The organism is Mycolicibacterium insubricum (genome assembly GCF_010731615.1).
Classification (GTDB): domain Bacteria; phylum Actinomycetota; class Actinomycetes; order Mycobacteriales; family Mycobacteriaceae; genus Mycobacterium; species Mycobacterium insubricum.
The window spans coordinates 253,261-265,609 of sequence record NZ_AP022618.1 but is presented as its reverse complement, the minus strand read 5'-3'; the positions used below and the strand labels follow the sequence as shown (position 1 = coordinate 265,609).

Sequence of the window (12,349 nt, the reverse complement as noted above, 5' to 3'; positions counted from 1 at the left end):
ATTCTGACTAGGCGTAAAGTCAGATCATCAGTGCCCATGACAACAGGAGAACAACATGAGCGACGATTCGTCCACACGGCCCACCACGCGGGTCGTCCCGAAGCCCCGCCGTGTCCGATTCGACATGCCTGCTGAGACCAGTCGGCAGCACTTCGTCGATGGCGACTTGGTGATGAGCCACTTTGTGTCCACCTTGTCGGCCACGTTCCCCGAAGGCGAAGACTTCTTCATCCGGTCAGTCCGCGAGTACCGGGACCACATCAGCGACGCTGACCTGAAGGAGGCGGTCAAGGGATTCATCGCTCAAGAGGCCACCCACCGGCACCAGCATCGGCTGCTCAACGATCGCCTTCAAGCGATGGGCTATCCCACCGAGGGGATCGATCGGCATATCAAGAAGTTGGTTGGCCGACTCGAGAAGCGTTTTTCTCCCAAGATGCGCCTGGCTGTGACGGCAGCCCTCGAGCACTACACGGCGACATTCGCCGAGATCATTCTCACCAGCGACGAAGCTCAAGAACTGATCGGCTACACCGAGGTGCGGCCGATTCTGCTTTGGCACGCACTGGAGGAATGCGAGCACAAGGCCGTCGCTTTCGATGTCTACGAGACGGTCGGTGGAAGCGAACGCACCAGGGTCTGGGGAATGCGGATCGCCAGTCTCCTATTGTTCACCGAGTTGGTCATCCAGACCACCCGCTCTCTGGCCGGCGATCGTGCCGCCTACAACCCGGTGCGGTTGCTGCGCAGCCTTCGAGCCTTCCGTCATAACCCGCTGTTCAGCCGAGCAGCGATTGAGCGCTTCCGTTCCTACACCCACGCCGGGTTCCATCCCGACGACTGGGATAGCGCAGAAATCCTCGAACGTTGGACCAAGGAACTCTTCGACGCCGATGGCGGCCAACAGCTACGGAGTAACGTGTAGGTCGACAAGTACTTTTGTGGTGAAAGCCGCCATATGGAACGACCTCTTCACGAAGAAGTGCGTTGCGCCGTGGCCGCATCGCGCGTTCAGGCATTCCGCTGATGCGGGCGGAAGGGCCATTACCGCCGTCCCGTCAGCGTCCGAAGACGTCCCGGCAAATCTGCACACAAGTTGGCGCCGTGTCAGCGAGCGCGCATGTCTTCTACGAATTGCTGTCCGGAGTTGCGATGCCGTTCGCGTCGGTGATTGGTCCGGTGCCGGCAGCGACGGGTTGGGGCATGAGCACCGCAGTAGTACTTCGCATGGCGGAACGTGCCGATAAGCGTCACGAGGCTGTCCTCGGTGTTGTGAACGGCCTGTTCCTGACGACCGTGTTGGCTCACTTCATACACTGGCCGAAGCGCTGGAGATTTGGTGTGCCAAGCCTGTCCGAGTGCGAAGGACTATGCGGCCCAATCCTGGTGCCTTACAACGGTATTCTTTACATTTCGGGGCTCAGTGCTGTAGCCGGATTGCTGGAGAATGGTCGCCGAGGTGCGGTCCGTGGTGCGATCGTCCCGCTGCTGGGTGTTCCAGTTCTCCTTCGACTGCAGCGGATGGAATTCCGTCGGCTCAGTCTTCAGGCCCGGCGCAATCCTCGGTGGTGGAATCGCCGTCTGCAGATGCAACCGCCCGACCGTTCGACATCGTCAGATCCCGACCAACAGGTGCTAGGGGCAGAGTCATAGCACGGAGTCGACATGGCGAGCCGATCACCCGGGACTGCCCCGAGTTCAGTTGACTCGCGGGGTGTGAATTTCAGGCCGCGGTTGCGACTGGTGTGTGGAGCAGTTCGAACTCTATCGGGGTGAGCCTGCCGAGGGCGCGTTGGCGCCGGCGGCGGTGGTAGGTCCGCTCGATCCAGATGACGATCGCCATCCGGAGTTCGGCGCGGGTTGTCCAGCGTCGTCGGTCCAGGACGTTGCGTTGCAACAGGGCGAAGAACGACTCCATGGCTGCGTTGTCTCCGCAGGCACCGACACGGCCCATCGATCCGTGTAATCCGTTGTGTGACAGCGCGTGGACGAACTTTCGCGATCGAAACTGGCTACCCCTGTCGGAGTGGACAATCGCCGCAACCGGTGAGCGCAGCGCCACAGCGTGGTCCAGCGCCGCCACGGCCAACGACGACTTCATTCGGGAGTCGATCGAGTAGCCGACAATCCGGTTGGAGTAGACGTCTTTGATGGCGCAGAGGTAGAGCTTGCCTTCATCGGTGCGGTGCTCGGTGATGTCGGCCAGCCAGACCTGGTTGGGAGCGTGGGCGCTGAACTGACGTTGCACGAGGTCGTCATGCACGGGCGGCCCGGATCGGCGGTTCAGCCCTCGCTTCTTGGCGAAGATCGACCAGATCCGTTCCTGGGAACACAGCCGTGCGACACGGTTCTCGCTGGCGGTGATCCCGCGCCCAGGCAACTCATCAGCGATGAACCGGTACCCGAAAGCGGGATCATCAGCGTGGATCTCGCGAGCCGCGTTGATCAGGTGCGCGTCGTCCCAATCCCGCTGTGACAGCGGTGCTTTGCGCCACTTGTAGAACGCCTGGGTGGAGAATCCCAGGACCCGGCAGGTCACCGTGACGGGCACGCCGTCAGCGGCAAGGTCAAGGACCAGCGGGTACATCATTTTGGGTTGGCGTCCCGGGACAGATAGCCGACCGCGCGGCGCATCACCTCGGCCTCTTGCTCGAGGAGTTTGATCCGCTTGTGTGCTTCGCGCAGCTGCGCGGCCATGTCCTCAGCATCGGCCGCTGAGGCGGGCTTACCGCGGCCATCCTCACGATCAGCGATCTTGAGCCAGCGGTGCAGGCAAGCCTCCGATATGCCGAAGTCCTTCGCGATCTGGCGCAGCGGCGCCTCGCCCTTGCGGGCCACCGCGATGACGTCGGCACGGAACTCGGCAGGAAACGGTGTCGGCACGAGGTTGATCCTTCCAGCAAGGACGAATCCTCACAGGTCAGGAGTCAACCAAACTGGGGGCAGTCCCCCCTTCAGTCAACGGAGGGTCGAACTCCGTCAGGGGGCCATCCTTCGAGGCCGTCTTCTAGCGGCACGTGCAAGGACCGCAGCAGCGCTGAGAACAATCTCCAATTCCCGATCGCGGCGACGAGTTCGACGAGGACGGCCGGGTCCCCGTGCAACGCGCGCTGACACTCAGCCCAGGTTTCATCCGAGATGGTGCCGTCACGCAACGTCTCGTCTGTCGCCGCCAGTACCGCCCGCTCGGCTTCGCCGAAGTGGCCGGCGTTCTGCCAGTCGCGCACCCCGAGCAGGTCGCGTTCGGGCACATCGAGCAAGCGGGCAACCCTCCAGTGTTGCGTCCACTCATAGACCGAATCAGTGACCCAGCCGATTCGCATGATGATCAGCTCCCGTAGCCGCGCATCCAGCGCGCCTTTCCACAGCAACGCCTCCAGCATTCCATGCAATGCGACGGCTACAGGGGGCTGATGAAGCGCGATCCTGAAAACAGACAGTTCAGCCATGGCGTCCGGAATCCCGCATTGAGCGGCGCGCTCGCGGGCATCTGTCAGGGCAAGCATGTCAACCCGGCTTTGGCTGCTCACGGTGGATCCTTCCGGTTGGGCGCTAGTTGGCGCTGTCAGGCGATCGGCACAAAGACGTTGTGCAGAGCGGGGACCCGGTCCGGCTCGTTGCCGGCCAGAAGGTCGAGCAGCCCGGGCAGGCCGGCGAAACCGGTGATCTCGCGGTGCAATTCTTCGAAGGGCCAACGCCTAGAGACCAGCAGCTCGATGGCGCTCTGGTAGGCGGGGTAGTCGACCCCCAACGAACCGAAGATGCGTAGTTCCTTGAATACGAGCAGGTCTGGCTCGAAGCCCGGCGCTCCGCCGCCGCCGCGTGTGCCCGCGACCACCACGCGTCCGCCGGGCTGCGCGAGTGCGACGGCGTCCGCGAATGCGGCTGGCGCCTTCGCGGTGACGTCGACGACGACATCTGCGAGCCGGCCGGTCGCCATTTGCAGGGCCTGCGCCGGGTCGTCTTCGGTGACGTCGATGGTCAGGTCCACGCCGAACTGGTGGGCTGCGGCTAGCCGAGTTCGGTCGCGAGGGCCGACCCCGGTCATCGCGACGAATGCCGCTCCGGCCTCCTTGGCGGCTACGGCAGCACAAATCCCGCGGATCCCTGGTCCGAGGACCGCGACGACGTCGCCCGGGCTTGTCTCGGGCAACATGGCAGCCCATTTGATCCCTGCCCCAAGCGGATTGAACAACGTCGCGACGATCGGGTCGAGTCCGTCCGGGACCGGCAACGGCATGGAATCGAACGGCAGATGCAGGTGGGTTGCATAGCCTCCCCACAGGCCGGGCGGGATGTTCACGTCGACGAAGCCGAACATGGTGGCGAGGCCGTTGCTCGAGCACCTGCGATACTCGCCGCGGCCGCACGAGTCGCACTCCCGACACGATCGGAACACCTCGACGGCGACTCGCTGACCCACCGAGACGCCCCAACGCTCGCGCGCGGCGTCACCGATTCCCTCGATGACGCCGATGATCTCGTGTCCGGGGATGAAGGCGAACCCCGTCGGCAGGTGTCCGCTGAACTGCTCGTGGTCGGTTCCGCAGAGCCCGCACGCCTCGATCCGCAGGAGACCGGACTCGTCGTCGATGCGCGGCACCGGAAGATGCCGCCGTTCAAGGGTGCGCGGCTTGGTCAGCACGAGCGCGTCGGCGTTCACGACAGTTCGAATTCGACGTGTCCGTCCGCCTGCCGCACGGCGACTTGGTGTCCGACGCACATGTCTCGTGACATTGCCACCGCCACCTCGGCATCGTCACTGCGCGCCGCGACGCGGCGGCCGTCGGTCATGCGCGCGAAAATCGGCACCCAGGAGGGGCCTTGGTCACGGTCGTGCACGACGGTGTATCCATCTATGGTCGCCTCTCCGGATGCGTCGGCGGGAGAAGCGACCGGGAGGGAGGTGCCGTCGATCGCAGACTGCGCATCGGCCATGTCCGGAGTCTGCCATCCCGTTGGCGGTGGAGTCGCCGACCACAGACCCAGCGAGTGCTTTGTGATGTACCAGCCCAGTCCGGACACGAGCCCGACGGCGTCCGGGTCGCTCCTGCAGCGTCGCACCATCTCGACGATCGAATGGCTGACATAGTTGTTACCCGGCCCTCCGTGGTAGGGCAGTCCGCCGGTCACCGTGAACCCGCGGTCATCCGCCGGGTCGAGATCCAAGGCGTCGATCGCCGCCTCGACCGCGGAAGGAAAGCAAGAGTAGAAATCAAACCATCTAATGTCGTCGATGTGAAGTCCACTGGCCGCCAATACCGCCTTGCCGGCGGCCCTTATTCCGGCGGAACGACCCAGATCAGGCCGCTGAACCGGGAAATACACGTCGTTGCATGTGGCCGACGACCACGGGAAGACCCAACGATCACTGGGCACTCCGAGTTCCTCGGCGACTTCGGCGGCCATGATCACGAAAGCGGCAGCCATATCCACGGCGATGATGCTGTTGAGCAGCTTCGGATACGGCTCGCACACCATCCGGTTAGCCGGGGAGACCGTGCTGAGCTCGTCTGCGCTACGGGCACGCGGAAACCAGGCCTGCTCGAGATGTCGGGACGCCTCAACCGTGAACGGAGCCATCAAGTCACCCAGCCAGCGGCGCTGTTCGTCGAATGTGCGGCCTGATCGGGCCGCGATCGCGGATTCGAAGATCGGGTACACCTCGTGCGGCCAATGTAACCCGGCGCCCACCTCGGCTTCGCTCAGTCCCGGGCGGGTGTCACCGAGTGACTCGTCCTGTGCTGCGATGGGTTTGGGCTCCAAAAGTGCGCTACCGGATGCGACTTTGCGTGCTGACGCGCCGCTTTCCGCTCCGACGATCAGAGCCGCGTCGCTGACGCCGCGCCAAATGCGGCGGCCGAGGACCTCGACCAGATACTGGGGGGTGTTGCCGCCGACCGGACAACTGATGCGATGATCCGGCGTCAGCCCAGTCGCTTCGGCAATCCTCGACGCGGGGTTGTCGCGTGGGATCATCAAGATTCCGGGCGTCGCCACGGTATCGATGCGATGCCCGATCGCGGCCGAAGCATCATGCAGCGCTCGACGCGCGGCCTCGGCGGCCAAATCGATGGGATCGACGGTGCCTTCACCGCGATGTGTCAGTTCACCGACGCCGACGACAACCGGAGTGCGTGGTGGGATGGCCAACGGTCAGATCACGCTCATCGTCGAGGTCTTCTATGCGACACGACTGCGATATTGTCACATCCGTTTCCATGCGACAACCGCGGGTGTTCGACAGAGCGAGTCCCTTGACAGGGCATACTCGTACCCGTGACGAAGAGATCGTTGCGGCGGGGCGACGCGACTCCTGGGCGAAACCGCGATATGGCGCGCGATCGCCTACTCGACGCCGCCGAAACGTGCCTGCAAGGCAAGGGGCTGTCGGGCACCACGATGGAGGATATCGCCAGGCATGCGGGCGTATCGCGCGCCACGGTCTATCGCTACTTCGCTAGTCGCGAATCCGTCGTATCCGGTGTCATCGTCCGCGCAGCGGAACGCTACCTGCACCGCACCAGCGGACGGATCTTGGCGCACACCGACTTGGGCTCTGCCATATTGGACTTCGTTGCAGTCACGGTGCGCGCGGCACGCCGCGAACCGATAATCGGCATGCTCTTCGCCAGCGACGATGAACTCGCCGGCGTGGGACTGGCCGAGGGAACGTCGGTGGCGCTGTTCGAACTCGTCGCCGAGTTTCTGCGACCCGTGTTCGCCGCACACTGGCATCAACTCGAAGCCGGCGTTTCGGTCGATGACGCCGCCGAATGGATTTTGCGCATCATCCTCAGCTTGCTCGCGGTTCGCGGCCCCCGGCACCGCAGCCCCGAAGGAATCGATGCTTTCTTGCGCCGATTCCTGCTTCCCGCGCTACTGGCCGACACTCACAGTTGCATTGCTGCGACAACTGCGGAGTAGTGTCTCAGCGATGGCATCGGTATCGCTGAACGAAACGAGGCGCTGACCATGGACTTCCCCCAGTTCAACAAGCAAATAGCCGAGGAGCTCCAGCACGCGGGGGGAACCTCGGGAGGGCTCGCCAAGTACTTGGACTTCCGCCACATCGAGTTCTCCGCCGGGAGACTGGTAGTGGAAATGGACGCCCGAGCCGATTTGTTGACTCCTTTCGGCACTCTGCATGGCGGATGCCTGTCAGCGATGGTCGACCACTGCTTGGGCGTGGTGTTCTATCCGGTGATCCCACCTGGGTCATGGGTGGCCACAACCGAATTCAAACTGAACCTCCTACGTCCGGTGTCCAGTGGAGTCTGCGTTGCGGTCGCCGACATCATCGCGCTGGGGAAGCGTAGCGGCGTCGCCAGGATCGACATCACCAATACGGGACGCCCGGTATGCGCCGCACAGGGAACAGTGACCGTCGTCGCCCAGAGCGCCTCGTGATCCGGTCGCGGAACGAGAACGCTGCCCAAGGCGACCATCGAGGACACAGCAAATGACCTCAACGTTCGAGCGCGTCCGCAACGAAGACGGAACCGCCCTTGCAGCCGATGTCTACCGACACGAATCCGCCCGCGCGGTCGTCATACTGCTGCACGGCGGTGGACAGAACCGCCATGCCTGGGCGACTACCGCGCGCCGCTTACACGCGCGCGGGTATACCGTCGTCGCTTACGACGCCCGCGGTCACGGCGACAGCGAGTGGGACCCCGATGGTCGATACGATCTCGACCGACTTGCATCCGACCTGCTGTCGATTCGCCGATATGCCAGCGATGGCCGCCCGCCAGCTGTCGTTGGCGCATCCTTGGGCGGCATGACGGTGTTGGGAACGCATTTGGTGGCGCCTGCCGATCTGTGGGGAGCCGTCGTACTGGTCGACATAACTCCGCGAATGGAGTTTCACGGAGCACGCCGCGTCGTGTCTTTCATGGGCGCCCATCCCGACGGATTCGATACGCTCGACGCGGCCGCGGACGTCATTGCCCAGTACAACCGGCATCGCGCTCGGCCCAAGAACTTGGACGGTCTCCGAAAGGTCTTGCAGCAGCGCGACGACGGTCGGTGGATCTGGCGATGGGATCCGGCGTTCATAGCTTCCAACTTCGAGTTCCTGCAGGGCGACCCAGCAACTGGTGCCAAAGAATTCGGCGCCATAAGCGACCTTCTCATCGAAGGGGCCCGCCGCGTGCGAGCACCAACGCTTCTCATTCGCGGCGTTCACTCCGACGTGACGTCGCAGCAGTCGGTCGAGGAGTTCCTCGAAGTCGTACCGCACGCCGAGGCTGTCGACGTTTCGGGCACGGGCCACATGGTTGCGGGCGACGACAACGACGCCTTCACTTCGGCAGTCGCAGATTTTCTCGACCGCACGCTGAACGACTCGTCGGACTGAGCGTCTTTCAGGGCCCTGCGATGGCCGCGGCCCGGCCACTCTGGTTCGTTGTCGAGGTGTCAGAACTACCTCCATGAACGGAACCCCGGCGGCGCAGTATCGGCGCATCCGAAGGCAGCGATGCCAAACCGTATGGTTCGACCATCGCCTGGGCCGAATTATCATTCGAACCGAAGCATTTTGCTGGTGGGCGCTGTCCAGGTCGGATCGAGCGGTCGGAGTTCTCCGAACCAGTGCCCGCACACCTTGACGAACACACCCGCCGCCGGGGCGACCCGGATCAGATCGGCGCTGCTGTTGGGATCTTGGAGTCAGTCGACGGCCGGGGGCGAGTCCAGAGGACAGCCTACTGCTATCCAGGCTTCAGCTTCGGTATGCGGGAGGCGGGCGGGCATATCCGGCGCCCGATTCGACCACCTCGTCAGAGCGGCGGGCGTTCCTTCGCATGAGCAGTTCCGGAAACTTCGTGGCCGAAACGATCGAGAAAGTCGTCTATTGCGGCCAGGGCGGTGCTGATCGTTCCTCGCAATGGGGCTGCTCCGGCCGCGAAGGCCGCAAACAAGGTTATTGCGAGCAGACAACTCATGCCTCCGCCTTCCTCTTCACGCGCATCCGTTCGCCGTGGCCCACAGCAATGCCTCGTTCGGCTGCTGAAATGGTAAAACGTGGCTCACCGCTCCTTAACAGCGTAGATACCCGGATCCGCGATCGGTATGTCTCGAAGGGTCGAACCTGCGGGCGTCTGTTGTCTCGCAAAGACAAGTAATCGAGTACGGTCGCAGCTGTGCTTGATTCATCCGAAGTTCAAGACACCCCCGGTCACGCGGTTCATCACCTATTCCGAGACCTCGGCGACCTCGTCAGAGAATTGCCCGAGTCCATACATGGCCTTCTGATTGAGCAAGTTGCCGAACTCGCTGCCGATCAACAGCTCAAAGAGCTACTGAGTGACACCGTCGCCGCGAACGTAGACACTTGGTTCTCCGTCGTCCGTCACTCGATCCCGTTCGACCGCATGGAGTCACCGACGGCCGCCCTTGAACACGCCCGGAGGATGGCGCAACGCGAGGTACCCGTCAACGCGCTGCTGCGGGCATACAGGCTCGGGCACCAGTATGGATTGAACCTCATCATCGCTGGCCTTCGGAGCGCGGACCTACCGCCCGAGGAGAAATTGGCGCTCATTGAACACATCACCCGTGTGTCTTTCCGCTACATCGACTGGATGTCTGAGCAGGTCTTGGAGACATATCAGACTGAACGCGCGGAGTGGGACGAGCGCCGACGAAGTTTGCGTGCACAAGCCATTCGAGACATCCTCAACGGACGCGACGTAGACCTGACCGAAGCGTCGTCGGCTATGAGGTACTTCTTGGGCGCAACGCATGTGGCTCTCATGGTATGGCTCGACCGAGATGCGGGCGCCGACACCGACGAGTTCATCGCCATGGAGCGCTTCATGCAACACGCGGTCTCCGCCACTGGAGCGAAGCAATCGGTCTACTTCTCCATCGACCGCCTCGTCGGATGCGCATGGATGACGGTTCACCGCCCGTCGGACTATTTATCGCAGCTGCGCGACTTCGTCCGGGCTCAACCTGACGGCCCAAGACTTTCCGTCGGTGAACCACTTCCGGGGATTGAAGGCTTCCGCCGCACCTACCGACAGGCTGAGCAGGCCCGTGTGGTCGCGGTGGCAGCCGACGGCTCCTCACGGCACCGGATCGTCGCTGCACGAGATCCCGGTGTGGCCCTGGCCTCGATGCTGATGACCGATGACGCGACTCTGAAGGAATGGATTCACGATGTGCTGGGCCCGTTGGCTCAGAACACTGCATCGGACCAGCGTCTACGAGACACGCTGAGGGTGTTCTTGCGTGCCGGTTCCAGCTTCAAAGCCGCCGCCAACGAATTGCAGATACACGCCAATACCGTCAAGTATCGCGTAAATCGAGCACTCGAGCGCCGCGGTCGCCCGATCGCCGCGGAACGATTAGACGTCGAGGTCGCCCTACTGATGTGCTATTGGCTCGGCGAAGTAGCACTGAACCCAACACAAGCCTTGGGGCGGTCCTAGTCGTTCGTGTCCCGCGAACGCCCTTGCTGCGTAACTGTGCCGTCTACTGACGAACACGCCGAATCTGAGGATGGTCAGCGCGACGATCCGGCGCCGCCCGGCCTGATAATCCGAGTTCGATTCATGTTTCGACGCTGCCGCGGGGCTCTGCTGCGGGCAGGCTGATCGAGTGGAGTCGTCGATCGCCGCCGTACGGAGCTGAAGCAACCCATTCACCGAAGCTCATCGACGTCAGACACGCTCAAGCACCCATCGCGCAAGGCGACAGGCGAGTCGTGGCGCAGGTTGCGACTTGTCGGCCCAGACAACCAGGAGGCATAAGCCTTGATCCACCGATGAGCTGTCGTGGCTGAGGCTGGAATGGTTTGGTGGTCGCTTGCTGGCTGTGAGCAGGGGGTATCGGCTAGTCTGTCCAGCTTTTTCCTGTGTGCTCCGGTCGTGGCCTTTCGGCGGATTGGTCAGGTGGGGGCGGTTGCTGGCGGGCTGTGGCCGATGGTGTTGCGCCACAATCGGAGCCAGTGCGTCGCCCACGGCCAGTGGGCTGGTAGGTGCAGGATGGGTCGGCGTTGGGGGCGGGCCAGTCGGGCCGGGATGGTGATGAGGCGTCGGCGCAGGGTGGCGCCGCGAGCCACCGCGTGTGCACCGCCGGCCAGGATGCCGGCGGCGCGCTGCAGGTTGTGGGCGATGGCCGCGCACAGTATCCAGGCAGAGTTCGCCCCGAAACGTCCCGAGGGCATGTGGGCCAGGGGTCCGTCGATGAGGTCGGCGAACACGGTTTCGATGATCGCGTGGCGGCGGTGAGTGATGTCAGCGACGTCGACGGGTTCGTCGGTGTCGGTGAAGAACGGGTGATATCGCCAGACCGGGAACAGGGCGTCGGGGTATCGGGCGTCTTTGACCCGGCGCACGATCAACCGTGCCGTGATCGGAGTCTTCGTGGAACTGAAAGCGGTGCAGGTGGTTTCGGCGACTTCGGCATCGGAGATCCAGGCACCGGTGTCGGGATCGCGGCGGGATAGCACACCGGGATCCACGCGGTGTCATTGATGTCGGCGATGGCCGCGACGACTGCGGCGGTCTTGGTCAGCACCAGCGAGAACCGGGCACCGGCGCGGCGGCAGGCGGTGACCACGCTGCTGTTGCCGTAGGCCGAGTCGCCGCGCACCAGGATGCGCCCGGTGACACCGGCGCCGCGGGCGGTGGCGACGGCTTGGGCGATCATGCGGGCCGCGCCTTTGCCCGAGTTGGTCTTGCCCGCCCGCAGTCGTGCTCCGGTGATCACCGGAGCGCAGTGTTCGGTGCTGATGGTGGTCACCAACGGGGAAAGACCCTTGCGCAGGATCTGCTTGCCGGCGATTTTGGTGTGGCCGTAGCTCGCACCTTGTTTGGCCTGGCCGTAGACCGGGCGCAGCAGTGAGTCGATGTCGATGAACACCCGCCCGTCGGCGCCGGGCAACAGATCGACACGCTCGCACAGAGCGCCCACGTGCTCACTGAGCACCGACTCCAGTTGCCGGGCATGGCCGAAGGTGAACTCCCGCAACAAGGTTCCGATGGTCGACGGGGCGTACACCTCGCCGAACAGGGTCTTCATCCCGCCGCTACGAACTACGTCGAGGTCGTCGATGCTGTCCGCGCCGGTGCACATCCCGGCGATCAGCGTGGTCAGCTTCGGCGACGGATTGGCCGCACCGGACTTGACCCGCTCGCAGCTGAACCGAACTTTGTCGGCCAATGACGATGACAGTCCGGTCTGCTCGGCAAGGGCCATCACCGGTACCAGGCCTGCGCACGACACCAGACGCTCATCATCGAAGACCGCCGACGATGCGGCGAACCTATGGGACACTTGCACCGGAAGTGCCTTTCCGAGTTGTGCCGATAAGTGCGTAGAGAACACTCATCATCGC

Annotated in this window: 11 protein-coding genes and 1 pseudogene; 7 read left to right on the top strand and 5 right to left on the bottom strand. The window is 63.5% G+C overall.

Annotation, left to right across the window (positions count from 1 at the left end):
* Nucleotides 1-55: 55 nt before the first annotated feature.
* Both G6N16_RS01270 and G6N16_RS01265 read left to right on the top strand, forming a co-directional pair.
* Entirely contained in the window at nucleotides 56-925 is an 870-nt protein-coding gene (locus G6N16_RS01270; RefSeq protein WP_011895469.1) for a metal-dependent hydrolase, read from the top strand.
* A gap of 179 nt (nucleotides 926-1,104) precedes the next feature.
* The gene (locus G6N16_RS01265) at nucleotides 1,105-1,653 is read left to right on the top strand and encodes a hypothetical protein (RefSeq protein ID WP_052537336.1); all 549 of its coding nucleotides are present in this window, start codon (nucleotides 1,105-1,107) and stop codon (nucleotides 1,651-1,653) included.
* Nucleotides 1,654-1,723: 70 nt separating this feature from the next.
* On the opposite strand, the gene G6N16_RS01260 is transcribed toward G6N16_RS01265, so the two are convergent.
* The 4 genes from G6N16_RS01260 to G6N16_RS01245 form a co-directional block, all read right to left on the bottom strand.
* A protein-coding gene (locus tag G6N16_RS01260) for an IS3 family transposase (RefSeq protein WP_110810709.1) occupies nucleotides 1,724-2,883 on the bottom strand; the annotation gives its coding sequence in 2 pieces (ribosomal slippage) (nucleotides 1,724-2,592 and nucleotides 2,592-2,883; 1,161 coding nt in all).
* 71 nt (nucleotides 2,884-2,954) lie between these two features.
* Nucleotides 2,955-3,530 (bottom strand): carboxymuconolactone decarboxylase family protein, encoded by a 576-nt coding sequence (locus tag G6N16_RS01255; RefSeq protein WP_041800308.1) that lies wholly within the window; start codon nucleotides 3,528-3,530, stop codon nucleotides 2,955-2,957.
* A gap of 35 nt (nucleotides 3,531-3,565) precedes the next feature.
* Nucleotides 3,566-4,663 carry a zinc-dependent alcohol dehydrogenase gene (locus G6N16_RS01250; protein ID WP_043985022.1) on the bottom strand — a complete coding sequence of 366 codons (1,098 nt, stop codon included), beginning with the start codon at nucleotides 4,661-4,663 and terminating at the stop codon, nucleotides 3,566-3,568.
* The gene (locus G6N16_RS01245) at nucleotides 4,660-6,153 is read right to left on the bottom strand and encodes an acetyl-CoA acetyltransferase (protein WP_041800306.1); all 1,494 of its coding nucleotides are present in this window, start codon (nucleotides 6,151-6,153) and stop codon (nucleotides 4,660-4,662) included. The genes G6N16_RS01250 and G6N16_RS01245 overlap by 4 nt, the downstream gene beginning before the upstream one ends.
* Nucleotides 6,154-6,333: 180 nt before the next feature.
* Here G6N16_RS01245 and G6N16_RS01240 point away from each other — a divergent pair, with 180 nt between their 5' ends.
* The 5 genes from G6N16_RS01240 to G6N16_RS01220 all read left to right on the top strand — a co-directional run bounded on the left by G6N16_RS01240 (nucleotide 6,334) and on the right by G6N16_RS01220 (nucleotide 10,439).
* Entirely contained in the window at nucleotides 6,334-6,927 is a 594-nt protein-coding gene (locus tag G6N16_RS01240; protein ID WP_011895464.1) for a TetR/AcrR family transcriptional regulator, read from the top strand.
* A gap of 48 nt (nucleotides 6,928-6,975) precedes the next feature.
* Complete coding sequence (locus G6N16_RS01235) at nucleotides 6,976-7,410, top strand: PaaI family thioesterase (protein WP_011895463.1); 435 nt, start codon at nucleotides 6,976-6,978, stop codon at nucleotides 7,408-7,410.
* 52 nt (nucleotides 7,411-7,462) lie between these two features.
* Nucleotides 7,463-8,362: an alpha/beta fold hydrolase gene (locus tag G6N16_RS01230; protein WP_011895462.1), complete on the top strand. Its 900-nt coding sequence runs from the start codon at nucleotides 7,463-7,465 to the stop codon at nucleotides 8,360-8,362.
* Between the two features lie 466 nt (nucleotides 8,363-8,828).
* Nucleotides 8,829-9,128, top strand: a complete 300-nt coding sequence (locus G6N16_RS01225) for a hypothetical protein (RefSeq protein ID WP_131805205.1) — start codon at nucleotides 8,829-8,831, stop codon at nucleotides 9,126-9,128.
* A gap of 18 nt (nucleotides 9,129-9,146) precedes the next feature.
* Nucleotides 9,147-10,439, top strand: a complete 1,293-nt coding sequence (locus G6N16_RS01220) for a PucR family transcriptional regulator (RefSeq protein WP_011895461.1) — start codon at nucleotides 9,147-9,149, stop codon at nucleotides 10,437-10,439.
* A gap of 458 nt (nucleotides 10,440-10,897) precedes the next feature.
* Here G6N16_RS01220 and G6N16_RS01215 read toward each other — a convergent pair.
* Nucleotides 10,898-12,294 (bottom strand): annotated as a pseudogene (locus G6N16_RS01215) (IS1380 family transposase).
* Nucleotides 12,295-12,349: the final 55 nt, after the last annotated feature.

Coding starts and splice junctions, on each gene's coding strand:
- G6N16_RS01235 (WP_011895463.1), top strand. CDS start 6,976: ATGGACTTCCCCCAGTTCAACAAGCAAATAGCCGAGGAGCTCCAGCAC.
- G6N16_RS01230 (WP_011895462.1), top strand. CDS start 7,463: ATGACCTCAACGTTCGAGCGCGTCCGCAACGAAGACGGAACCGCCCTT.
- G6N16_RS01270 (WP_011895469.1), top strand. CDS start 56: ATGAGCGACGATTCGTCCACACGGCCCACCACGCGGGTCGTCCCGAAG.
- G6N16_RS01240 (WP_011895464.1), top strand. CDS start 6,334: ATGGCGCGCGATCGCCTACTCGACGCCGCCGAAACGTGCCTGCAAGGC.